The sequence below is a fragment of the Burkholderia perseverans genome (genome assembly GCF_022870505.1).
Lineage (GTDB): Bacteria > Pseudomonadota > Gammaproteobacteria > Burkholderiales > Burkholderiaceae > Burkholderia > Burkholderia plantarii.
In genome coordinates this window covers 3088108-3113169 of record NZ_CP045094.1, presented here as the reverse complement: position 1 = coordinate 3113169, position 25062 = coordinate 3088108, and the positions used below count along the sequence as shown (strand labels likewise).

General features: G+C 69.4%; 16 protein-coding genes. 10 read left to right on the top strand and 6 right to left on the bottom strand.

The features are described 5' to 3' along the window. Positions 1-4 precede the first annotated feature (4 nt). From bfr to BpN12_RS28260, 4 genes are all read right to left on the bottom strand, one after another. Positions 5-481, bottom strand: coding sequence for a bacterioferritin (gene bfr, locus BpN12_RS28275; RefSeq protein ID WP_246795480.1), 477 nt, complete (start codon positions 479-481; stop codon positions 5-7). A gap of 209 nt (positions 482-690) precedes the next feature. Continuing rightward, on the bottom strand, positions 691-2214 hold the full coding sequence (locus BpN12_RS28270; protein WP_246795479.1) for a fumarate hydratase: 1524 nt from the start codon (positions 2212-2214) through the stop codon (positions 691-693). 73 nt (positions 2215-2287) lie between these two features. Further along, entirely contained in the window at positions 2288-2875 is a 588-nt protein-coding gene (locus BpN12_RS28265; RefSeq protein WP_246795478.1) for a TIGR00645 family protein, read from the bottom strand. Between the two features lie 184 nt (positions 2876-3059). Beyond that, complete coding sequence (locus BpN12_RS28260) at positions 3060-3959, bottom strand: DMT family transporter (protein WP_246795477.1); 900 nt, start codon at positions 3957-3959, stop codon at positions 3060-3062. A gap of 389 nt (positions 3960-4348) precedes the next feature. Here BpN12_RS28260 and acs point away from each other — a divergent pair, with 389 nt between their 5' ends. From acs to BpN12_RS28210, 10 genes are all read left to right on the top strand, one after another. Then, on the top strand, positions 4349-6331 hold the full coding sequence (gene acs / locus BpN12_RS28255; protein ID WP_246795476.1) for an acetate--CoA ligase: 1983 nt from the start codon (positions 4349-4351) through the stop codon (positions 6329-6331). 106 nt (positions 6332-6437) lie between these two features. After that, complete coding sequence (locus BpN12_RS28250) at positions 6438-6899, top strand: DUF4212 domain-containing protein (protein WP_425306332.1); 462 nt, start codon at positions 6438-6440, stop codon at positions 6897-6899. Next, the gene (locus BpN12_RS28245; RefSeq protein ID WP_246795475.1) at positions 6896-8908 is read left to right on the top strand and encodes a sodium:solute symporter family protein; all 2013 of its coding nucleotides are present in this window, start codon (positions 6896-6898) and stop codon (positions 8906-8908) included. The genes BpN12_RS28250 and BpN12_RS28245 overlap by 4 nt, the downstream gene beginning before the upstream one ends. A 490-nt stretch (positions 8909-9398) precedes the next feature. Further along, positions 9399-11357: a sensor histidine kinase gene (locus BpN12_RS28240; RefSeq protein ID WP_246795474.1), complete on the top strand. Its 1959-nt coding sequence runs from the start codon at positions 9399-9401 to the stop codon at positions 11355-11357. Between the two features lie 263 nt (positions 11358-11620). Further along, positions 11621-14827: a type VI secretion system Vgr family protein gene (locus BpN12_RS28235; RefSeq protein ID WP_246795473.1), complete on the top strand. Its 3207-nt coding sequence runs from the start codon at positions 11621-11623 to the stop codon at positions 14825-14827. A gap of 84 nt (positions 14828-14911) precedes the next feature. Then, positions 14912-19720: an RHS repeat-associated core domain-containing protein gene (locus tag BpN12_RS28230; protein ID WP_246795472.1), complete on the top strand. Its 4809-nt coding sequence runs from the start codon at positions 14912-14914 to the stop codon at positions 19718-19720. Continuing rightward, positions 19717-20151, top strand: a complete 435-nt coding sequence (locus BpN12_RS28225; protein WP_246795471.1) for a hypothetical protein — start codon at positions 19717-19719, stop codon at positions 20149-20151. The genes BpN12_RS28230 and BpN12_RS28225 overlap by 4 nt, the downstream gene beginning before the upstream one ends. A 61-nt stretch (positions 20152-20212) precedes the next feature. Then, positions 20213-20476 (top strand): PAAR domain-containing protein, encoded by a 264-nt coding sequence (locus BpN12_RS28220; protein WP_042625545.1) that lies wholly within the window; start codon positions 20213-20215, stop codon positions 20474-20476. A 97-nt stretch (positions 20477-20573) separates the two neighbouring features. Then, positions 20574-20840 carry a DUF3761 domain-containing protein gene (locus BpN12_RS28215; protein WP_246798029.1) on the top strand — a complete coding sequence of 89 codons (267 nt, stop codon included), beginning with the start codon at positions 20574-20576 and terminating at the stop codon, positions 20838-20840. A 265-nt stretch (positions 20841-21105) separates the two neighbouring features. After that, entirely contained in the window at positions 21106-23067 is a 1962-nt protein-coding gene (locus BpN12_RS28210; RefSeq protein ID WP_246795470.1) for a methyl-accepting chemotaxis protein, read from the top strand. Positions 23068-23197: 130 nt separating this feature from the next. Here BpN12_RS28210 and BpN12_RS28205 read toward each other — a convergent pair whose 3' ends face one another. Together BpN12_RS28205 and BpN12_RS28200 are read right to left on the bottom strand one after the other, a co-directional pair. Then, positions 23198-24316 carry an alpha-hydroxy acid oxidase gene (locus tag BpN12_RS28205; RefSeq protein WP_246795469.1) on the bottom strand — a complete coding sequence of 373 codons (1119 nt, stop codon included), beginning with the start codon at positions 24314-24316 and terminating at the stop codon, positions 23198-23200. After that, positions 24313-24999: a Fe2+-dependent dioxygenase gene (locus tag BpN12_RS28200; protein WP_246795468.1), complete on the bottom strand. Its 687-nt coding sequence runs from the start codon at positions 24997-24999 to the stop codon at positions 24313-24315. The genes BpN12_RS28205 and BpN12_RS28200 overlap by 4 nt, the downstream gene beginning before the upstream one ends. Between the last annotated feature and the right edge of the window lie 63 nt (positions 25000-25062).

Here is a 25062-nt window from a genome sequence, read left to right as displayed (position 1 = left end):
GGACTCAGGACGGCGAGCCCATCATGGTCTGCTGGTAGTTCTGGATGCCGACCTTGCCGACCAGGTCGATCTGCGTTTCGAGCCAGTCGATGTGCTCTTCGGTGTCGTCGAGAATCTTCTGGAAGAGCTCGCGCGAGACGTAGTCACGCACGGATTCGCAGTAGGCGATCGCGTCCTTGCAGGTGCCCTGCGAGATGTACTCGAGCTTCAGGTCGCACTTCAGGATTTCCTCGGTTTCCTCGCCGATCAGCAGCTTGTGCAGATCCTGCAGGTTCGGCAGGCCGTCGAGCATGAAAACACGTTCGATCAGCCAGTCCGCATGCTTCATTTCGCCGATCGACTCGTCGTACTCGTGCTTGCCGAGTTTCTCGAGGCCCCAGTGGCGATACATGCGCGCATGCAGGAAATACTGATTAATCGCGGTGAGTTCGTTCTTCAACTGCGCGTTGAGGAATTCGATAACTTTCTTGTCGCCTTGCATGACCGTTCCGTCCTTGTATCGTGGTGTTCCGGACACGAAAGATAAACGCTCGAACCACAAAAGCCAAGCCCAAGTTATTGGAAAATCAAAGATTTCCGCGTTAATGAGAATGATTAAGGGTAAAGCAGGCCGGATTGAAATCCGGCCTGAAAATCATTCTTATTCAGCTGGTAATGATATTGGCGATTATGTCTCGCTCAGCGTCTGGTTCACGCGGTGGCGACCGGAATCTTGCCGATCTTGGCCTGCCATTCCTTCGGGCCGGTCTGATGCACCGAGGTGCCCGACGAATCGACCGCGACCGTCACCGGCATGTCGACCACGTCGAACTCGTAGATCGCTTCCATGCCGAGATCCTCGAACGCCAGCACCTTGGCGCTGCGGATCGCCTTCGACACCAGGTAGGCGGCGCCGCCGACGGCCATCAGGTAGGCCGCCTTGTGCTTCTTGATCGCCTCGATCGCCACCGGGCCGCGCTCGGCCTTGCCGACCATCGAGATCAGGCCGGTCTGCGCCAGCATGGTCTCGGTGAACTTGTCCATGCGGGTGGCCGTGGTCGGGCCGGCGGGGCCGACCGCCTCGTCGCGCACCGGGTCGACCGGGCCGACGTAGTAGATCACGCGGTTCGTGAAGTCGACCGGCAGCGGCTCGCCCTTGGCCAGCATGTCGGCGATGCGCTTGTGCGCGGCGTCGCGGCCCGTGAGCATCTTGCCCGACAGCAGCAGCGTCTGGCCCGGCGCCCAGCTCGCCACTTCCTGCGGCGTCAGCGTGTTCAGGTCGACGCGCTTGCTGGTCTCGGTGTTCGGCTCCCACTGCACCTTCGGCCAGGCGTCGAGCGGCGGCGGGTCGAGGCGCGCCACGCCCGAGCCGTCGAGCGTGAAGTGCGCATGGCGGGTGGCCGCGCAGTTCGGGATCATCGCGACCGGCTTCGAGGCCGCGTGGGTCGGCGCGGCCAGGATCTTGACGTCGAGCACGGTGGCGAGGCCGCCCAGGCCCTGCGCGCCGATGCCGAGCGCGTTGACCTTTTCATACAGCTCGACGCGCAGTTCCTCGGCCCAGTCGTTCGGGCCGCGCTTGATGACGTCCTGGATGTCGATCGCGTCCATCAGCGATTCCTTGGCCATCAGCATCGCCTTCTCGGCGGTGCCGCCGATGCCGATCCCGAGCATGCCCGGCGGGCACCAGCCGGCGCCCATCGTCGGCACGGTCTTGAGCACCCAGTCGACGATCGAGTCCGACGGGTTCAGCATCACGAACTTCGACTTGTTCTCGGAGCCGCCGCCCTTGGCCGCGACCTGCACGTCGACCTTGTCGCCCGGCACGATCTCGTAGTGGATCACGGCCGGCGTGTTGTCCCTGGTGTTCTTGCGGGCGCCTTCGGGCGGGTTGACGATCGAGGCGCGCAGCACGTTGTCGGGGTGCGTGTAACCGCGGCGCACGCCCTCGTTGATCATGTCGGTCACGCTCATCGTCGCGCCGTCCCAGCGCACGTCCATGCCGACCTTCACGAAGATCGTCACGATGCCGGTGTCCTGGCAGATCGGCCGGCGGCCTTCGGCGCACATCCGGCTGTTGGTCAGGATCTGCGCGATCGCGTCCTTCGCGGCCGGGCTCTGTTCGGCTTCGTAGGCGCGGCCGAGCGCCTCGATGTAGTCGAGCGGATGGTAATAGCTGATGTACTGGAGCGAATCCGCGACGCTCTGGATCAGGTCTTCCTGTTTGATGACGGTCATGGCTGTGACTCAGTGGGGACTATTTGTGTAAAAAATCATCGGGCCGGTCTGGTGCCGGCCCTTGCCGGCCTTGTCAGGCCGGCTCGCGAGGCGCGTGCGGCACCTCGTCGAAATGCTTCGGATGGGTATGCGTCGTGAGGCGGTCGACCCAGGCCATCACGAGCGCCGACACCAGGAACGACAGGTGGATCAGCACCTGCCACATGATGGCGTGCTGCGAATGCTGGTCCGGATCGATGAAGGTTTTCAGCAGATGAATCGATGAAATGCTGATCAGCGCCATCGACAGTTTCACTTTCAGTACGCCGGCGTTCACGTGGTCGAGCCACTCGGGCTCGTCGGGGTGGCCCTCCACGCCGAGGCGCGAGACGAAGGTTTCGTAGCCGCCCACGATCACCATGATCAGCAGGTTCGAGATCATCACCACGTCGATCAGCCCGAGCACGGCCAGCATCACGTTGGTCTCGTCGAGCGAGCTCGCGTGCGAGAGCAGGTGCCAGACTTCCTTCAGGAACAGGTAGACGTAGATGCCCTGCGCGACGATCAGGCCCAGATAGAGCGGCACCTGCAGCCAGCGGCTCATGAAAATGAGGGACGGGAGCGGCCTCATCTTGCGGCGGCGAACGGGCGAGGCATGCGGATTGGTCTGCGGAGCGGACATGGTCGGGCGGCTTGGAGCGCTTGTGTCTTGGGGGACGTGCCGGAAAGGCGCGCTATTGTAACGTGCCCGCCGGGCGGACGGCATCGGCGCGCCCGGCCGGCCGCGGGTGCCGGCGACCGGGCACGGGGCCGCAGCGTGAGGTGGCGGCGGCCAAGCGCGTGGCCGGCGCCTGCCGGCCGCGCGTTCAGGACAGCGGGTTCGGCGTGCGGCGCGGCTTCAGGCTCGCGAGCAGGATGCCGGTGACGACGCAGGCCAGCGCGAAGCCGTGCGCGAGCGTCGGGCGCTCGCCCAGGAACGTGATTCCGTAGATCGCGGCCGAGATCGGCAGCACCGCGCTGAACACGCCGGCGAGGCTGCCCGGCACGTGCCGGATGCCGATCATCCACAGCGTGAACGAGAAGATGCTGGCGGCGAGCGCGTACCAGACGACGAGCGCCCAGGTGCCGGCCGGCACCGCCGCGTAGTCGAAATGCGGCAGCGCCAGCAGCCCGAGCGGCAGCATCAGCAGCATGCCGAACAGGTGCGTGTAGGCGCAGATGTCGAGCGCGCGCAGCGTCCTGGTGAGCCGGCGCGACAGGATCACGTAGAACGATTCGCAGCATACGGCGCCGAGGATCAGCAGGTTGCCGGTGAGCGAGCCGGGCGTCGCGCCGGCCGGCTCGCCCTGGCCGTGGACCACGTTGATGGTGACCACGCCGACGATGGCGAGCGCGATCGACAGCAGCGCGCGGCCGTCGGGACGCTCGCGCAGGAACAGCCAGGCGAACAGCGCGACTACGGCGGGGATGGTGCTGGTGATCACGCCGGCCGCCACCGCGCTGGTGCGCTGCACGCCGTTGAGCATCAGCAGCGTGAACAGGAACGTGCCGAACAGCGCCTGCAGGAACAGGTTCAGCCATTCGGCGCGGCTCACGGCGCGCATCTTCGAGGGCCGCCAGAGCGGCCAGAGCACCGCGTTGGCGATCACGAAGCGCAGCGTGGCGAGGATGGCGACGGGCATCACCACGACGATGGACTTGCCGACACCGACGTTGCTGCCGACGAGCAGCATCGACAGAATCAGAAAGAGAGCGTAGCGATTCAAGCTGGAATCCGGGCGTTGAGTTCAGTTAGCATTGTAACGACCCGCGCGGCGCCGGCCCCCGGCGCGGCGGGCGTGCCGGCCAGTGTGCTCAAGTGCGCGTAAGTGGCGGGTAAGTTGCGCAGCTTATCGTGTCCGACACGCCCGCGGGTACCGCTTCATGCGGCGCCGCAGCATGGCGGACGGCGCGTGCCAGGCGCAGCGCCCGCCGCGCGGCATGCACGTCGAGTGGCATGCAACAGAAAGAGACAGCAACGCAAGATGCGCCGCCCGCCGCGATGCCGGCCGCGGCGCTTTCAGGAGGCACGGCGCGCGAGCTTCACCGCGCCGTGTGCGGTGCGCGATCCGCGCGCCGTCATGCAGTGGGTTTCACCTTCATCAAGGGGTAGTCGATGTCTGCGATTGAATCGGTTCTGCACGAACGCCGTCAGTTTGCTCCGCCCGCCAGCGTCGAACAGGCGGCCAACATTTCCGGCATGGACGCGTACCGCGCGCTGGTCGACGAGGCCGGCCGCGATTACGAAGGCTTCTGGGCGCGTCTCGCGCGCGAGTCGCTCGACTGGCACAAGCCGTTCTCGACCGTGCTCGACGAGTCGAACGCGCCGTTCTACAAGTGGTTCGAGGACGGCGAGCTGAACGCCTCCTACAACTGTCTCGACCGCCACGTGGCCGCCGGGCGCGGCGAGCGCGTCGCCGTGATCTTCGAGGCCGACGACGGCGCCGTCACGCGCGTCACCTACACCGAACTGCTGGCGCGCGTGTGCCGCCTCGCCAACGCGCTGAAGGCGCGCGGCATCGGCAAGGGTGACCGCGTGATCATCTACATCCCGATGTCGATCGAGGGCATCGTCGCGATGCAGGCCTGCGCGCGGATCGGCGCGACGCACTCGGTGGTGTTCGGCGGCTTCTCGGCGAAGTCGCTCAACGAGCGGCTGGTGGACGTGGGCGCCTGCGCGCTGATCACGGCCGACGAGCAGTTGCGCGGCGGCAAGACGCTGCCGATCAAGAGCATCGCCGACGACGCGATCGCGCTGGGCGGCTGCGAGGCCGTGAAGAGCGTGATCGTCTATCGCCGCACGGGCGGCGAGGTCGCCTGGCACGAAGGTCGCGACCTGTGGATGGACGAGATCACCGCGAACCAGCCCGACACCTGCGAACCGGAATGGGTCGGCGCCGAGCATCCGCTGTTCATCCTCTACACCTCGGGCTCGACCGGCAAGCCGAAGGGGCTGCAGCACAGCACCGGCGGCTACCTGCTGTGGGCCGCGCTGACGATGGACTGGACCTTCGACCGCAAGCCCGACGACGTGTTCTGGTGCACCGCCGACATCGGCTGGATCACCGGCCACACCTATATCACCTACGGGCCGCTCGCGACCTGTTCGACGCAGGTGGTGTTCGAGGGCGTGCCGACCTATCCGAACGCGGGCCGCTTCTGGAAGATGGTGGCCGACCACAAGGTCACCGTGTTCTACACGGCGCCCACCGCGATCCGCTCGCTGATCAAGGCCTCGGGCGCCGACGAGGCGGCCCATCCGTCGCAATACGACCTGTCGAGCCTGCGCATCATCGGCACGGTGGGCGAGCCGATCAATCCGGAATCGTGGATGTGGTATCACAAGAACGTCGGCGGCGAGCGTTGCCCGATCGTCGATACCTGGTTCCAGACCGAGACGGGCGGCCACATGATCACGCCGCTGCCGGGCGCCACGCCGACCGTGCCGGGCTCCTGCACGCTGGGGCTGCCGGGCATCATGGCGGCGGTGGTCGACGAAACCGGCCAGGACGTGCCGAACGGGCAGGGCGGGATCCTCGTGATCAAGCGGCCGTGGCCCGCGATGGCGCGCACCATCTGGGGCGATCCCGACCGGTTCCGCAAGAGCTACTTCCCCGACGAACTGGGCGGGCGGCTTTATCTGGCCGGCGACGGCACGGTGCGCGACAGGGACACCGGCTACTTCACCATCATGGGCCGCATCGACGACGTGCTGAACGTGTCGGGGCACCGGCTCGGCACGATGGAGATCGAATCGGCGCTGGTCTCGCACGAACTGGTGGCCGAGGCGGCCGTGGTGGGCCGCCCCGACGACATGACGGGCGAAGCGGTGGTCGCGTTCGTGGTGCTCAAGCGCACGCGCCCGGAAGGCGAGGAGGCGCAGCAGATCGCGAAGACGCTGCGCGACTGGGTCGGCAAGGAGATCGGTCCGATCGCGAAGCCCAAGGACATCCGCTTCGGCGACAACCTGCCCAAGACGCGCTCCGGCAAGATCATGCGGCGCCTGCTGCGCTCGCTGGCCAAGGGCGAGGCGGTCACCCAGGACACCTCGACGCTGGAGAACCCGGCGATCCTCGAGCAGCTCGCCGAAGTGCGCTGAGCGAGCCGGCGCCGCGCTCGGCAGGCGCGGCATTGCTCACCCGGCGGCGCGCCCCTGCGCGGCAATCCCGATTGCCCGCGCGGGGGCTTTTTTGTTAGATAAGCGGATGCCCGCTCCCTCACGCTCCCGCCCGGCGTCGACGGCCGCTCCGACGCCGACTTCGACCTCCTCGCACCGCACCGCGCCGCCGCCCGTGCCGGACGAGCTGGCACGCGCGCACGCGCGCTACTGGCGCTTCAATCTCGCGCTGATCGCGGTGCTGATGACGATCGGCTTCGCGGTGTCGTTCCTCGTGCCGTTCTTCGCGCCGGCGCTCGCCGCGCTGCGCTTCGCCGGCTTCAGCCTGCCGTTCTATCTCGGCGCGCAGGGCGCGATCCTAGTCTACCTGCTGCTGATCGCCGTCTACGTGGTGCTGATGCAGCGTGCCGACCGCACGCTGCGCCGCGCCTATGCGGCCTACGCCGCGCATGCCTCGCCCGCCGCCGGACGCGGCGGCGAGCCCCGCGGTGCGCCCGGCAACGCCGCCGACGGCATACCCGGCAGTGGCCCGGCGGGCGGCGGCCGATGACGCACCGGCTGATCCGCGCCTACGCCTGCTACACGATCGGCTTCCTCGCCTTCGTGCTGCTGCTCTGGCGCATCGAGCGCACCACCGGCCCCGGCGTCTGGATCGGCTACGTGTTCCTGTTCGTGCCGATCGCCGTCTACGCGGTGATCGGGCTGCTCTCGCGCACCTCGGACCTGGTCGAATACTACGTGGCCGGGCGGCGCGTGCCGTCGGCGTTCAACGGCATGGCGACCGCCGCGGACTGGCTGTCGGCCGCCTCGTTCATCGGCCTGGCGGGCTCGCTCTACGCCACCGGCTACGACGCGCTCGCCTACCTGATGGGCTGGACCGGCGGCTTCTGCCTCGTCGCGTTCCTGCTCGCCCCCTACGTGCGCAAGCTCGCGCGCTACACGATTCCCGACTTCCTCGGCACGCGCTACTCGAGCACGCTGGTGCGCGCGCTCGCGGCGGGCGCGGCGATCCTCTGCTCGTTCGTCTATCTGGTCGCGCAGATCCAGGGCATCGGGCTGATCGCGACGCGCTTCATCGGCGTCGATTTCGCGATCGGGATCTTCTGCGGGCTCGCGGGGATCCTGGTCTGCTCGTTCCTGGGCGGGATGCGCGCGGTGACCTGGACCCAGGTCGCGCAGTACGTGATCCTGATCAGCGCGTTCCTGATCCCGGTGTCGCTGATCGCGTGGAAGAACGGGCTCGGGCCGCTGCCGCAGGCCAGCTACGGGCACCTGATGGCGCGCGTCGAGGCGCTCGAGGCGCAGGTCCGCGCCTCGCCCGACGAGCGCGCGGTGCGCGAGGCGTTCCGGCATCGCGCGGCGGCGCTGCAGGTGCGCATCGACGGGCTGCCGGCCTCGTATGGCGCGGCGCGCGCGCATCTGGCCGACGAGCTGAACGCGCTGCGCCGCCGCAACGGCCCGTTGCGCGAGATCAGCCAGCGCGAGCGCGAGCTGGCCGCGTTCCCGCGCGACCCGGCGGCCGCGCGCGTGGTGTGGGAGCAGGCGCGCGACGAACTGCTCGCGCGCGCGGCCGAACCGCTGCCGATGCACGTGCCGTTCCCCGCCGCGAGCGACGACGAGCAGCGCCCGCGCGAACGCAACTTCCTCGCGCTGCTGCTGTGCCTGTCGCTCGGCACGGCGAGCCTGCCGCACATCCTCACGCGCTACAACACCACCACCTCGGTCGCCTCCGCGCGGCGCTCGGTCGGCTGGACGCTGTTCTTCATCGCGCTGTTCTATCTGACCGTGCCGGTGCTCGCGGTGCTGATCAAGTTCGAGATCCTCGCGCATCTGGTGGGCCAGCCGTTCGCGGCGCTGCCACCGTGGGTCACGCAGTGGCAGCATTCCGAGCCGGGCCTGATCGGCGTGGTGGACGTGATCCGCGATGGCGTGGTCCACTGGTCCGACATCCAGATGCAGCCCGACATCGTGGTGCTGGCCGCGCCCGAGATCGCCGGGCTGCCCTACGTGATGTCGGGGCTGGTGGCGGCGGGCGCGCTGGCCGCCGCGCTGTCGACGGCCGACGGGCTGCTGCTGACGATCGCCAATGCGCTCTCGCACGACGTCTACTACCACATGGTGGCGCCCGACGCGACGGCCCAGCGCCGCGTGACGATCTCGAAGGTGCTGCTGCTCGGCGTCGCGCTGCTCGCGTCCTATGTCGCGTCGCTGAACACCGGCAAGATCCTGTTCCTGGTCGGCGCGGCGTTCTCGCTGGCCGCCTCGAGCTTCTTCCCGGTGCTGGTGCTCGCGGTGTTCTGGAAACGCACCACCACGCGCGGCGCGGTGGCCGGCATGGTCACCGGGCTCGGCGTGTGCGTCTACTACATCCTCTCGACCTATCCGCTGTTCACGCAGCTGACCGGTTTCGCCGGGCCGACCTGGTTCGGCATCGAGCCGATCAGCTCGGGCGTGTTCGGCGTGCCGGCCGGCTTCGCGGCCGCGATCGGCGTGAGCCTGCTGGACCGGCGGCCCGACGCCTACACCCGCGCGCTGGTCGACTACATCCGGCATCCATGATGGGCGGCGCGCCGGAGCTCCGGGTGGGCCGTGATTGCCAAACGAACCCCGGCGCGGCAGGATGGATGACACCCCGGCGGGGCAGGCCGCGGTGGCGGCGTCGGGCCGGGGCGGACCGCGCCGGCTGCATCGGGCCAGGCATTGGTCCGGCTTCGGGCGCCGATGCCGGTGCCGGTGCCGATGCCGATGCGGCCATGATGGCGAGCCCGGGCCCGGTCGCATCGAGCCGCCGGTTGGCGCCGGCCCAGCCGGTCGATCCGCAATTCGCCGAGCGCTTCATGAACGAGCTGACCGAAAACGACAGGAAGGTGCCGCCGCGGAGCCGCCGCGCGGCGGCACGCGGACGGCGTGCTGGTGCCGCACGGGTTGGCGTGCCGGTTGGCGTGATGAGCGGCACGCGGCGCGCGCGGCCGGGCCTGCCGGCGCCTGATGCCTGCGGCCGGCGCCGTTTGACCGGCGCGCGCCGCCCGGTTCGTCGGGGGGCGGCGTCATGCCCGGCTCGCGGCTGCTGAAAGGGTCCCGGACGAAGGCGCTACGGCGCCTCGGCACCTACCAGAAGATCCGCATCGGGTTCCTGATCGTCGCGGCGATCATCGCGCTGCTGTGCGCCACGATCATTGCCGGCAACGTCGACCGGTTCCGCAAGAGCAGCGGCGACCTGCAGGGCTTCGAGCTGGCGCGCAGCGCGATGGAGGCGGCCAGCATCGTGTCGAGCGAGCGCGGGCCGATGAACAACCTGCTGGTCAACCCGCTGCCCGATGACGCACGCGAGCGCTACGAACTGGCGGTGGCGCGGGCCGCCTCCGACCAGGCACTGGTGCGCTTTCGCACGCTCGCCGCGCAGCAGGGCGCGCGCGGCGACCAGCAGGCGGCACGCGCGCCGGCGATCATCGATGCGGTCGGCCTGCGGCTCGCGCGGGCGCGCCGCGAGGTCGACGCGCTGGCCGCGCGCGCGCCCGCGCAACGCGAGGCGGCGCAACTGCGGCACGTGCAGGCCGAAATGTTCGCCGTCGTCGATGCGCTGATGCCGCTGACCGACGATCTGCTGATCCGCCTCACGCGCAACAACCCCGGCGTGGCGGGAGCGGTGATCCTGGCGCGTCAGGCCGGCAATCTGCGCGAATATTCGGGCCGCCTCGGCTCGAAGCTGGTCGCCGCGCTGTTCGCGCGGCAGCCGCTCGCCGACCAGCCGCTGATGGAGATCGCGCACCTCAGCGGCCAGATCGACGAACTGCGCGCGATGATCACCAGCACCATCAAGCCCTATCTCGACGATGCCCCGCTCGCGCGCGACTTCCGCGAGCTGCGCGGCTCGATGGGCGGCGGGCTGATGCCGCTGGCCGCCTCGATCGTCGCACCGGGCCGCGACGGCATCTACGGGATGAGCGCGGCCGATTTCTCGCGGCAGGCGGTGCTGTATTTGCGCGCCTCCGAGCTGCTGCGCGACCGCGCGATGGCGATCGCCAGCCGCGAGGCGGTGGCGTCGCGCGACCTCGCGCGGGCCAGGGTGGTGGTGTCGGTGGCCATGACGCTGCTGAGCTTCGTGATCCTGCTGGTGTTCGCGCGCGGCGCGCAGAACGCGCTGCTCAAGCCGCTCGGCGTGCTCGGCAAGCGCATCGCCGCGCTCGGCGACGGCGACAGCGCCTCGGTGATCCGCCCGCCCGCCGCGGCCGGCCCCGAACTCGTGCGCGTGTATCGCGCGTTCGAGATGCTGCGCGCGGCCCAGGCGCGCCGCGAAGTGCTGGAGCGCCAGCGCAGCGACATGCTGATGCTGTTCTCGCACGACATGCGCGCGCCGCTGACCTCGCTGATCATGCTCGCCGGCACGACCGGGTCCGCGAGCGGCGACGACGCCCGGCAGCGGCTGGAGAAAGTGGAAAAGCTCGCGCGCCACACGCTCGCGATGGCCGACGGCTTCGTGCAGGTGTCGCGCGCGGAGGCCAGCGAATTCGAGTCGATCCCGGTCAATCTCAGCGATCTGCTCAACGAGGCGCGCGACACGATCTGGCCGGTCGCGCGCGACCGGCAGATCGAGATCGACGACGTGCCGCGCCGCGACGACGCGATGGTACACGGCGACCCCGCATTGCTGTCGCGGGCCTTGATCAACCTGTTGAGCAATGCGGTGAAATACACCACGCCGCATACCCGCGTCGAATGCGCGGTGGAAATCCTCGACAATCGCGCGGCGGTGCGCTGCACGATTCGCGATCATGGTTATGGCATCGACGATGAGGCGCAGCGGCATTTGTTCGAGCGTTATCGGCGCTTTCGCCTGGAAGGCCAGCCGGAAACCAGCGGCGTCGGACTCGGGCTGGCCTTCGTGAAGGCGGTGATCACGCGCCATCGCGGCGAGATCCGGGTGCAGAGCGCCGCGTGGCGGGGCACCACTGTCACGATCACGCTGCCGGCGGCTCGCGAAGCCTGGCCGGCGCCGCCGCGCCGATGATTGCAGCCCGTTTATACCGGTATTAAATGCCGATAATCGGTAACTCGATTGAAAATGTTTCCGATTTTCCAATTGACAGCGGGAAAATCGAGGCTTTCCTCGGTTTCAATCGAAAGCAAACTCGTTAAATTTTGCGAGGATTACCGGCGCATTGCCATTCTGTTGTAAATTTCATGTTTTGTAATAATCCGCAAGGCGCCGGAACCGTTCGATTGCCGCGCGGATCGTCGCGCATACGAAGTGAAAGACCACGTGATCCGCGTATGAATCTCGACCAATTGACTCAGGCCATTCAGGGGGGGCTGATTCAGCAAGATCGATTGCTGAAGGCCGATATCCCGGCGTTACCCGACAACACGCTGATTCCGCGCCGCGCGCTCACGCACGCCGAGCTCGGTCGCGACTATTCGGTCACGCTCGACCTCGTCTCGAGCGCGGGCGACGTCGAGCTGAAGACGCTGATCGCGCAGCCGGTGACGCTGTGGATCCGCCAGGCCGACCAGTCCTACCTGCCGACCCACGGCTACATCCACACCGCGCGCCGGCTCGGCGCCGACGGCAGCCTCAGCACCTACCAGGTGACGTTCGCGTCGTGGATGCACTTCCTGCGCTTTCGCAGCGACATGCGGATCTGGCAGGACCAGCCGGCCGACCAGATCGTCACCGACGTGTTCAACGCGCATCCGCAGGCGCAGGGGCAGTTCCTGTTCCAGCTGTCGAAGCCGCTGCCGCCGCGCTCGTACTGCCGGCAGAGCGAGACGGACTGGCAGTTCGTGCATCGGCTGCTCGAATCGGAAGGGCTGTTCGGCTTCTGGCGCTTCGCGCAGGACGGCAAATCGCACACGCTGGTGATCACCGACGATCTCCATTCACTCGACAGGCTGGTGCCGGACACGCTCACGTTCTGGCGCGCGGGCGCCGCCAGCGAGGCGAACGCGCTGACCCAGTGGTCGGGCTCGCGCACGCTGCAGAGCGTCACGCACACCACGCGCACGTTCGACTACAAGGCGCCCGCGCCGGCCGCGAACCCGAAGGGCACGACGCTGCCCACGCGCGGCGACCAGGGCGACCTGCCTTCGCAGCTCGAGGTCTATCACTACACGGGCGCCTATACCTACCTCGACCAGGACCGCGGCGATCACCTCTCGCAGCTGAAACTCGAGGAATGGGAGTCGCGTGCCAAGCGCTTCCACGGCGCGGGCGGCGTGTACGGGATCGACGCGGGGCGGCGCTTCACGCTCGCCGACCATCCGGTCCACGATCGCGACGCGGCCGGCGAGCGCGAGTTCGCGACGATCCGCGTCGCGCGCTACATCGAGAACAACCTGCCGCTGTCGGATCACGAGACCAGCTTCCCGCACAGCCTGAAGGCGCGCATCGACGCCGCGAAGGCGGCCAACCGCGGCGCCGCGAACACGGTCGGCCATGCCGACGGCAGCGAAGGCTTCTTCGTCGCCGAGCTCGAGGCGCAGCGCATGACGGTGCCGTACCGCAGCCCGTTCGAGCACGACAAGCCCGAGATGCATCTGGAGACGGCGATCGTGGTCGGGCCGTCGGGCGAGGAGGTCTACACCGACGAGTTGAACCGCGTGAAGGTGCGCTTCGTGTGGGACCGCCTGAACGACGGCGACGAGCGCGCCTCGTGCTGGATGCGCGTGGCGCAGTCCGACACGGGCGGCGGCTACGGCGGGGTCCACATGCCGCGCGTGGGCGAGGAAGTGATCGTCGGCCACGTGGGCGGCGACTGCGACCGGCCGATCGTGCTGCACCGCGTCTACAACGGCGCGGTCAAGCCGCAGTGGCACAGCAACGGCATCCTGTCCGGCCATCGTTCCAAGGAGTACGGCGGCAGCGGCTACAACCAGATGGTGATGGACGACGCCACCGGCCAGAACCGCGTGCAGCTGATGAGCAGCAGCGCCAACAGCCTGCTGCATCTGGGCTACCTGATCGACCAGAGCGGCAACTCGCGCGGCGCCTACCTCGGCAGCGGCTTCGACCTGCGCACCGACGACTACGGCGCGGTGCGCGCGAGCCAGGGCCTGTACGTGACGACCTATCCGAAGGCCGCCGGCAGTCAGCCGCTCGACGTGAAGGAGACCCAGCAGCAGCTGGTGAACGCCGAGAGCGTGGTCGAGGCGATGTCGGAGGCGAGCGTCCAGCACCAGGCCGAGAGCCTGCAGGACGCGCACGACGCGATGCGCGCGCTGACCGACGCGACCCAGAACACCGTGACGGGCGCCGCCGCCTCGGGCGGCAACACCGCGGGCGGCGGCACCGGCAGCGCCAATGCGTTCCAGCAGCCGGTGATGGTGTTCGGCAGCCCGGCCGCGATCGGGCTGTCGTCGCAGCAGTCGATCCACGTGTCGGCGTCGCAGCACGTGAACCTGGTGAGCGGCGAGAGCACCCACATCGCGGCCGGCAAGTCGCTGCTGGCGAGCGTCGGCGAGAAGCTGAGCCTGTTCGTGCAGAACGCGGGCATGAAGCTGTTCGCGGCCAAGGGCAAGGTCGAGATCCAGGCGCAGTCGGACAACATCGAGATGACCGCGCAGAAGGGCGTGAAGATCGTGTCCTCGACCGAGCGGATCGAGGTCGCGGCCGACCAGGGCATCCTGCTGACGAGCGGCGGCGCCTACATCCGCATCGCCGGCGGCAACATCGAGATCCACGCGCCGGGCAGGATCGACGTGAAGGGTGCCTCGCACGTGTTCGCGGGGCCGGCCAGCATGGGCTACCCGCTGCCGTCGCCGCGCCCCGACCAGCCGGGCCAGCTCGAACTGCTGCACAAATATGCGAACGGCGAGGCCGTGAAGGGCGGCCAGTTCTCGATACTCGACGCGAACGGCGGCGTGCTGCGCCAGGGCGCGCTCGACGCGAGCGGCAAGACCGTGGTGAGCGGCCTGCCGGCCGGCGCCGCGCAGGTGCAGTTCGGCGAGGATCCGCGCAACCAGTACGATCCGGCGAGCGTGTTCAAGTCCGCCGCGTGGCCCGCCAAGCCCGCGCAGGGCGGCGACGCGGCGGCCACCGCGATGTCGCAGCTCGGCGGGCTGCTGCCGGGCGCGGCGGCTGGCGGCGCGGGCGCGGCCGGTGCCGCGGGCGGCCTCGGCGGTCTGGGTGGCTTGGGCGGTGCCGCGTCGGGGCTCGCGGGCGCGGCCTCGCAGGCATCGGGGCTCTCGGGGCTGGCCGGCGCGGCCGGCGGTTCGTCGCTGGCCTCGGGCGCGATGTCGGCCGTCTCGGGCGCCTCGAAGCTCGCGGGGCTGGCCGGGCAGGTGGCGAACGGCGGCGCGGCGCAGGCGCTGTCGGGCCAGGCGCTCGGGCTCGCGCAGGGCGCCGCCATGAAGGCCTTGCCGGCCGGCGCCGGCGGCGCGCTCGCCCAGGCGAGCCAGCTCGGCGCGGCCGCCAAGCAGGTCAGCACGCTCGCGCAGGGCGCGCGCGGCGCCGTCGGTGCACTGGGCTCGCTCAAGGCGTAGTGGCGTAGCCCGCTTTCTCGCATTCGTCGTCAACGCCGGCCGGGGCGAGTCCCGGACGGCTTCTTCTTTCGAACCGGAACCGTCATGGCTGATTCCGCGGGCGTGCTGATGCCCAAACCGACCGACGTCTACGTCGGCCCGCTGCTGCAGATCGAAACCGTCGACGTGTCCGCCGGCATCAAGGCCTGCGATCGGTGGCTGCGCAGCATCAGCCACGACATCATCACGATCGAGCGGCTCGAGATGGTGGCCAACGCGCTGCCGGTGGTCGCGAACATCATGTCGGCCGTCGATCTGGTGCTCGACATCAAGGACCTGATCGAACATCACCAGCAGGGCCAGGAGCCGGACCTGTTCGACTGGATCAACCTCGGCCTCGACCTGATCGGCATCATCCCGATCCCGCCCGCCACCTCCGAGTTCCGGATGGGCGCGCGGCCGGTGCTGAAGCTGGTGCGCCAGAAGATCCTCGAGAGCGGCAAGGCGATCGGCGAGGCCACCATCCAGGTGATGCAGACGGCGCTGCTGCAGGCCGTGATCGACAGCCTCAGCGAGCAGTTCGCGGGCAAGATCCAGAGCTTCGTGGACGGCATGAAGAGCCAGCTCGACGGCATCCTCAAGACCTGCGCCGACTACATCGAGAAGTTCCTGAACGGCTTCGCCGACCTGTTCGCCGAGGTGGCGGGCGAGAAGGAGCTGAGCACCGCGCACAACTACCGCGCCGCCGACCAGCACGCGAGCCAGATCGCCGACGGCTTCTCGGCGCACGACGCGCGCAAGACCTTCAGCGGCCTCGGCCATTTGATCGTCGACTTCGTGAAGATCGAGGCGAAGGACGTGATCAACAGCGGCACGCAGGTGGCCAAGGCGCTCGACCTGCCGTACCGCGAAGCGCTGATGAAGATGGCGAACCTGCTGCGCGGCATGATCCCGACCGTCAAGCAGCGCATCATCGCGCTCGGCGGCGTCGATGCCGGCACCATCGGCTGGCTCATCAACCTGATCCAGCTCGCCATCGAGAAGAAGCGCGACATCATCGAGAGCAAGCGCCGCCACGCCACCGGCGTGAAGGAGAGCGGTACCACCAAGGTTCATCACGAGGAAGGCGAGGGCAAGCAGGAAACCATCCGCCATACCGAGGATGCCGAGCATCCCGGGCCGAACCAGTGCAAGCTCGGCTGCCCGGTGTCGTCGGCCAAGTCGGCCACGCGCCATTCGGTCGGCTATGCGCTCGGCGACGAGCGGCTCGACCATCCCGACTTCGCGCTGCCCGGCACCATGCCGGTGGTCTGGAGCCGTACCTACCGCTCGTTCTTCGACGCCAACGACGAGATCGGCGAGACCGGCGCGCGCTGGATCACGCCGTACACGACGCGCATCGACATCCACGCCGCGAATTTCATCTACCACGACGCCACCGGCCGCAGCGTGAAGTGCCCGCGGCTCGCGCCGGGCGAGGCGCACGACGATCGCGGCGAGGGCTTCACGCTGCTGCGGCTCGACGAGACGTGGCTCACGCTCACGCGCGCGCACGACACGCTGGAAGCCTACGAGAAGCACGGTGACGCGTTCCGGCTCGCGTTCATCAAGGATCGCGCCGGCAACCAGATCACGCTCGACTACGACCCGCGCCGGCGGCTCGCGCGGCTGATCGCGCCGCAGGCGATCGTGGCGTTCCTGCACGACGACGCGGGCCGCATCGTCGAGGCCGTGCATCACGATCGCGAAGGCGCGCGCATCGGCACGCTCGCGCGCTATGCCTACGACCGCGACGGCGATCTGGTGACGGCGTTCGACGAATACGACAACCGCCGCGACTACCGCTACCGCCATCACCTGCTCACGCATTACACGGACCGCACCGGCCGCGGCATGCACCTCGAATGGAACGGCACCGGCGCCCGGGCGAAGTGCGTGCGCGAGTATGCCGACGACGGCAGCTTCGACACGCGCTTCGCCTGGCATCCGGACTTCCGGATGGTCAGCGTCACCGATGCGCACGGCAGCGTCACGCGCCATTACTACGACCGCCACGGCTACACGTTCCGCATCATCCATCCGGACGGCGGCGAGGAGTGGATGTATCGCGACGCGAACCACAACCTCGTGCAGCACACCTATGCCGACGGCGGCGTCGAGCGGATGCACTACGACGCGCGCGACAACCTGGTGCGCCACCAGCGCGTGGACGGCAGCGTGCTCGAGATGCATTACGACGCCAAGGACCAGATGGTCCGGCTGGTCGATCCGCAAGGCTACGCGTGGCAGCGCGAGTACGACGAGCACGGCAACGTGTCGACCGACATCGACCCGCTCGGCCACAAGACGCGCTATGTCTATGACGGCGCCGGGCGCCCCGTCGAGGTGACCGACGCGAAGGGCGGCACCAAGGTGATGACCTATGACGACGCGGGCCGGCTCGCGTCGTACACCGACTGCTCGGGCAAGACCAGCACCTGGACCTACGACGCCGAGGGACGGCTGCTCGCGGCCACCGACGCGGCCGGTGGCACCACCGCCTATCGCTACGCGGCCAACGGTACGCTCGAGGAAGTGAGCGGCGCGGCCGGCGTCGAGCGCTTCCAGTACGACGCCGAAGGCCGGCTGCTGACGCGCACCGACGCGCTGCAGCGCGTCACGCGCTTCGCCTACGATGCAGCCGGCCGGATCGGCACGCGCATCGACGCGGCCGGCCATACGCTCAGCTACGGCTACGACCGGATCGGCCGGCTGGTGCGCCTGACCGACGCGAATCACGCGAGCTTCCAGTTCCGCTACGACGCGCTCGGCCGCCTGCTCGAGACGGTCGGCTTCGACGGCAAGCTCACGCGCTACGAGTACGACGCCGACAGCGGCCAGCTCGCCTCGATCGACGACGCGGGGCGCCTCACGCAGGTCGAATACGATCGCGGCGGGCGCCTCGTGCGCCGCGTCAGCGGCGAGGTCGACGAGCGGTTCGCCTACGACGCGCTCGGCCGCCTGATCGACGCGCGCAACGCCCACAGCCGGGTGCAGCACTTCTACGATCCGGTCGGCAACCTGGTGCGCGAGCATCACGCGAGCGCGCTGTTCGGCGAGGCGCGCAGCGTGGTCTGGCATCACGCCTACGACGAACTCGGCGCGCGCGTGCGCACCGTGCGGCCCGATGGCCACCGCGTGGACTGGCTCACCTACGGCTCGGGCTACGTTCACGGCATGGTGCTCGACGGCGACGAGCGCGTGCAGTTCGAGCGCGACGACCTGCATCGCGAGGTGCGCCGCGCGCTGCCCGGCAAGCTGGTTCGCGAGACCACGCGCGATCCGGCCGGGCGGCTCGCGAAGCAGATCGTGCAGCGCGAGGACGCGCCCTCGGCGCTGGCCTCGCGCCACTATCGCTACGACGCGGCGAGCCAGCTCACGCAGGTGGACGACAGCCGCGCGGGCCCCACCGGCTACCGCTACGACCCGGTCGGCCGCCTGGTCGAGGCGGTCACGCCGAACCTCGGCGAGCGCTTCGCGTTCGATCCGGCCGGCAACTTCGTCGACGCGGCAGCACCGGGCATGCCCGCGGCCGGCAGCATCGCCGGCGCGGTCGGCTACGTGCCGCCCGGCACCACGCCGGCGGCGCCGCTGCCGCGCGTGCTCGGCAACCTGCTGCGCGACTACGCGGGGACCCATTTCGAGTACGACGCGCAGGGCAACGTGACCGAGAAGCGCTCGCCCGGCCGCGTGCAGCGCTTCGAGTGGGACAGCTTCAACCGGCTGGTCTGCGTGCGGTCCGAGACCGCCGCAGCGCGCACCGAGGCACGCTACTTCTACGATGCGTTCGGACGGCGCATCGCGCGCGTGGTGGACGGTCAGGCGACCGTGTTCGGCTGGGACGGCGACACGCTCGCCTACGAAAGCGGCCCCGCGTACAGCCGGCACTACCTCTACGAGGCCGGCACCTTCGTGCCGCTCGCGCAGTACACGGGCGCGCCCGTGGCCGGCATGCCGACCCCCGTGCCGCGCGAGCACGAGCGCTACACGCCCGAGGACGACCCGCTGCTGCGCGTGCCCGAGCGCGGTGCCGAGGCGCGGCTCGTGTTCTATCACTGCGACCAGATCGGCACGCCGCGCATGATCACCGACGAACTCGGCGAGATCGTCTGGGAGGCGCGCTACAAGGCCTGGGGCGAGGCGCTCGACGTGATCGAGCGGGTCTCGAAGGCGACCGGCGAGCTGGTGCGCAACCCGCTGCGCTTCCAGGGCCAGCACTTCGACGACGAAAGCGGGCTGGCCTACAATCGCCACCGCTATTACGCGGCCGACGTCGGGCGCTACGTGTCGAAGGATCCGGCCGAACTGCTCGGCGGCCTGAACGAGCTGGCCTATGTGCCGAACCCGGTGCAGTGGATCGATCCGCTCGGCCTCGCCGCGACGCCGGCCGGCGGGGCGGGCAGTGCCGGCGGCGCGGGCGGCAAGCCGGCCCGCTGCCCGAAGTGCAACCCGTGCGAGGGGCGCAATCCGACCGCCACGGCGCGCAGCTGGCAGGGCAGCGACCCGTACAGCGGCGTCGATTCGTACGAGAACGTGGTGGTCAAGCGCGGCACCGTGCTGTACACGCTCTATCCGCACGGCCCCGCGCCCGGCAACTACTTCGTGACCAGCAGCAGCGTGCTGGCCTCGTCCACCGCGCGCGAGTACAACGATTCGGTGCAGGTCGCGCACAAGGACAACTGGGACAGCCCGCGCGCGTTCCCGATGCGCACCCAGCTGCATGCCTACATCGTCGCCAAGGACACCTGCGTGGCGAAGGGCAAGACCGGCGCGAACCCGCATCTGGGCGGCGGCGGCGGCACTCAATACTTCGTCGAGAACCAGGACAAGGGCAACCTGATCGACACCGGAAAAATCATCGGTTATTCGAAATGACACTCGCATTGCAGATCGACTGGGCCACGGGCGCGGTCCACCTCGAACAGGTCCGCATCGACGTCGATGCCGGCGGCGCGCTGGCGGCCGACGTGCAGGCGCTGTGCGGCGCGCCCGAGACCACGCGCAGCGGCGCGCTGCGCTACCGCGTGACCAAGAAGGTCGCGCTCTGCGGCTATGCGGCCGCCTGCGTGATCGACGTGTCCGGCGGGCGAGTGCGGAGCGTGACCGTGCTGTTCGAGCTGATCCGCTTCTTCGACGCCAGCATCACCGAGTCGAAGATCGTGCAGGCCGTGGCGGCGGCGTCCGGGCGGCAGGTGGCGAGCCCGCATCCGACCAAGGCCACGCTCGAGCCGTGCCCGTGGGGCAAGGCGGAATTCGCCTTCGATCCGCGCCAGGGCGACCTGACGCTCGAGTTGCAGTACCCCTGAGCGCATCGAGGCGCGCGCCCGTGGGCGCGTTCAACGTACCGGGAAGACGGGAAGAGATCAGATGAAGAACGTGATTCGCGTCGGCGATCCGACGAGCCACGGCGGCGTGGTGCAGACCGGCGATTCGAGCCTGCTGGTGGACGGCAAGCCCGTCGCGCGTGTCGGCGACCTCTGCGTGTGTCCGATCGCCGGCCACCAGGCCTGCGTGATCGTCGAGGGCAATCCGGAGTTCACCGTGGGCGGCCGCGCGGTGGCGTTCGACGGCCACAAGACGAGCTGCGGCGCGACGCTGCAATCGACGCTGACCACGTTCGGCAGCGAATGAGCCGGCGGCCGGCCCGGCCCCGATCTGTCCGGCGGCCGCCGGTTGCTGTCCGCGAACCCGATCGACCGGCCGCGGCCGGACGGAGTGCGTGATGCGCATGATGCTCGCCGCGGCGTTCGCGGCCTGCCTGCTGGCCGCCTCGTCGGCCGGCGCCTACCAGCCCGCGCCGCCCGACGAGGCGCAGCTTCAGGAACACGGCCACTACCGCAACCGCGACGGCGACGAGGTCCACTCGCCCGCGCATACGAAGGACGGGCGCGTGCCCGAGGGTGCCACGGCGAAATGCCGCGACGGCAGCTACAGCTTCAGCCGCCACCGCTCCGGCACCTGTTCGCACCACGGCGGCGTGGCCGAATGGGAGTGAGCGCGGTGCCGAAGGCCGGCCTGGTCCGCGCCCGCAGCCGCCGATCGATCCCACCCGATTTTTACGTTTTGCAGGGTGGCTGCAATATGTTTGAAATATTCATATAAAGATCGATGCCGGGGTGCCGATAACAAGTCACCCTGTCATCCAGTCGTTCGCGGGTGGCGGCTCGCGCGAACCTGTCCGAGTTCCGCCGTCCGGCCATGCGCGAATACCGTCGCGCGGTGCCGGGCAAGCCCGACGGTTTTTCGAGTACACGTACCCTATGGACTTTTCCCCCTTGCGTCGCGCCGGCATCGGCGTGCGACTCGCCGTTCTATCGTGTCTGCTGTTCGCGCTGAGCCTGGCCGTGTTCGCCCTGGCGCTCACGCGCTCCGCGGGCCAGCAGGTCACCGGGCAGGTGCTGATGCGCATCGACGAGAAGGACAAGTCGATCGCCGAGACCATCGCGCTGCTCGACAAGGCGCTGACCGCCGAGGTCGGCCGTTCGATGACGCAGTTCGAGAGCCTGCTGTCGGCCAGCGTGGCGCTCGACGAGACGCAGCAGGTGGACATCCAGGGCACCCCGGCGCCGACGCTGAAGGCCGGCGACCGCGTGCTCGACATGGATTTCTCGATCCCCGACGAGTTTCTCGCGCGCACCGGCGCGATCGCCACCGTGTTCGCGCGCAATGGCGACGACTTCGTGCGCGTGACCACCTCGCTGAAGAAGGGCGACGGCACGCGCGCGATCGGCACGCTGCTCGACCGCAAGGGCCCGGCCTACGGGCCGGTGCTGGCCGGGCGCACCTACACGGGCCTGGCCGCGCTGTTCGGCAAACGTTACATCACGCAGTACAAGCCGCTCACCGACGCGAGCGGGCGCGTGATCGGCGCGCTGTTCGTCGGGGTCGACGTGGGCGCCGAGATCGGCGCGATCGAGGCCGACATCCGGCAGCTGAAGATCGGCGAGCACGGCTATTTCTTCGCGATGGACGCGTCGGACGGCCCCGACCGCGGCAAGTTCATCGTGCATCCGGTGAGCGTCGGCAAGCCGGCCGACGAGGCGAGCGCGCCCTACGGCCGGATGCTGGAGATGAAGCAGGGCCGGCTCGAGTATCGCTCCGTCGATGCGGCGCTCGGCGAGAGCGCGGCCAGCGACAAGTACGTGTCGTTCAGCTACGTGCCCGAGTGGCACTGGCTGGTGGGCGGCGTGGCGCCGCGCGACGAGGTGATGGCCGACGTGAAGGCCACGCGCGACCGCTTCCTGCTGGTCGGGATGGCGCTGGTGGTGGCGTTCGGCGTGCTGTTCGTGCTGGCCGTGCGGCGGCTCGTGAGCCGCCCGCTCGACGAGGCCGCCAAGGCCTCCGAACGGCTGGCCGCGGGTGACCTGAGCGTGCGTATCGGCGCCGGCAAGCCGGTGCGCGACGACGAGATCGGCCGCCTGATTCGCGCCGTCGACGGCATCGGCGACGGACTCGCGCGGATCGTCGCGCAGGTGCGTGAAGGAGCCGCCGCGATGTCCGAGCGCACCGGCCAGATCGCCAGCGACAGCGGCGACATCGCCACGCGCATCGCGAGCCAGGCCGGCAACCTCGAACGCACGGCCGCGAGCATGGAACAGCTCACCTCGAACGTGCAGCAGAACGCCGACAACGCGATCCAGGCCAACCAGCTCGTGTCCGGCGCCTCGGAGGCCGCGCTCGAAGGCGGCCGAGCGGCGCAGCGCGTGGTCTCGACGATGGACGAGATCGGCCGCTCCGCGCGCCGCATCGCCGACATCACCAGCGTGATCGAGAGCATCGCGTTCCAGACCAACATCCTGGCGCTGAACGCGGCCGTGGAAGCGGCGCGGGCCGGCGAGCAGGGGCGTGGCTTCGCGGTGGTGGCGAGCGAGGTGCGCGCGCTCGCGCAGCGCAGCGCCGCCTCGGTCAAGGAGATCGAGGCGCTGGTGGCCGAATCGACGGGCACCGTCGAGAGCGGCGCGCGAATCGCCGGCGAGGCGAGCGCGACGATGCAGGGGATCGTCGAGCGCGTGGGCCAGGTGCGCGACATCATGGGCGAGATCAGCCAGGCGTCGCGCGAGCAGTCGCAGGCCATCGAGCAGGTCAATCAGGCGGTAACGCAGATCGGCGAGGTGACGCAGCAGAACGCGCAGGTGGTGGACGAAGCGCAGCGGCAGGCGGTGACGCTGCGCGACGAGGCGGGCAGGCTGGCGGATGCGGTGCGGGTGTTCCGGTTGCGTTAAGCGGGATTGCGCCGGGCGCGTCGATCTTGCCGCTGTGGTCCCGGGCGCCTGATTAAGTCAGGCATGCCGTCCACGCGCATCGCGTTCGCCTTGCCCATGGTGAACGTGACGTGCGGCGCGGGCCGGCCGTTCAACGCGTCCAGATCAGCGACGCATCGATGTCGCGGATCCGCGCGCGGCCGACGAGCGCCATTGCCGCCTCGAGTTCGGTTTGCAGCAGTGTCAGCATGTGGGCGACGCCGGGCATGCCGCCGACCGCGAGCGCATGCAGCACCGGCTGGCCGATCAGCACGGCCGATGCGCCGAGCGCGAGCGCCTTCACGACGTCGGTGCCGCGGCGGATCCCGCCGTCGAGCAGCACCGGCACGCGCCCGGCGGCCGCACGCGCGACGGCCGGCAACGCATCGAGCGCGGCCGGCAGCGTGTCGAGCGTGCGGCCACCGTGGTTCGACACGATCAGCCCGGCCGCGCCGGCCTCCAGGGCGGGCCGCACATCGGCCGGGTTCAGCAGGCCCTTCAACACGATCGGCAGCGCGGTGCGCTCGCTCAGCCATGCCATGTCGGACCAGCCTGGCGCACCTTGCAGCATTTGACTGAATACCGGGCTGCCGGTGCGCGCGACGGCGGGCGCCGGCAGCTCGAAATCGGCGAGATTGGCGGCCGATATGCCGGGCGGCAGCCGAAAGCCCGCGCGCTGCTCGGCGTTGCGCGCGCCGCTCACGAGCGCATCGAGCGTGACGACGATCGCGCGGCAGCCGGCCTGCTCGGCGCGGCGGACCAGCGTGAGCGTATCGTCGCGGCGCGGCAGCCAGTAGAGCTGGAACCACAGCGGCGAGCTCGCGCGCCGTGCGATTGCTTCGAGCGGCACGCTCGCCTGCGCGCTGACGGTCATCCAGGTGCGGGTCAGCGAGGCCGCCTCGACCGTGGCGAGTTCGCCGTCGGGATGCACGAGACGGTGATAGGCGGTGGGCGCGAGCAGGATCGGATAGGCGAGCGGCGCGCCGAACAGCTCGCTGCCGGCGCTGGCGCCCGACAGGTCGGCCAGCGCGCGCGGCAGCAGCTTGATGCGCGCGAACGCGTCGAGATTGGCGCGCTGGGTGATGCCGTCGGCCGCCGCGCCGCCGATGTAGGCGGCGACCGCCGGATCGCAGAGGCGCGTGAAGTGCCGCGCGTAATCGGCGAGCGAGACGGTGTCGGCGGGGATCGTGCGCGGCGCGCCGCCAGCCGCGTGTAGCGGCGTCTGCGTCATAGTTCCGCCCATCGACGCAGCAGGTTGTGGTAGTGATTCACGAGGCTCAGCACCGCGTGATCGCCGTCGCCGAGCTTGCCCCGAATCGCCATGATCGCGAGATCGAGCTCGTGCAGCATCATGCGCTGCCCATCGTCCTTGACCAATGACTGCGCCCAGAAGAAGGCGGCTTCGCGTGTGCCGCGCGTGACCGGTTCCACGCGGTGCAGCGTGGATGCGGGATAGACGACCTGATGGCCGGCTGGCAGCTTGACCGCCTGCACGCCCGCACCCGTCTCGATCACGAGTTCGCCGCCATCGTAAGCGTCGGGGTCCGACAGGAACAACGTGCTGGACACGTCGCCGCGGAGCCGGGCGCCGCCGCTGCCGGGAATGGCCTGGATTGCGTTGTCGACATGCGTGCCGTAGGTCATGCCGGGGCCGTAGCGATTGAAACGCGGCGGCAGCACGCGCAACGGCAGCGCGGCCGAGTGATAGGCGCTATTGCGGCCGAGCGCGGCCAGCACGATCTCGCCGAGCTCGCGGGCGACCTGGCTGTCGGCCGGGATCTGCTGGTTGTGCTTGGCCTGCACGGCCTGGTCGCCGGCCGTCAGGCCGCCGTCCTGCCAGGGCGCGTCGGCCAGCAGGCGCCGGCACGCGGCGACTTCGTCGCCTGTCAGCACGTCCGGGATGTGAATGAGCATGGGGAGCCTCCCTTCGGATGAACAGCGGCCCGCACGGCGGGGCTACGGACAAGGGTATCGAGG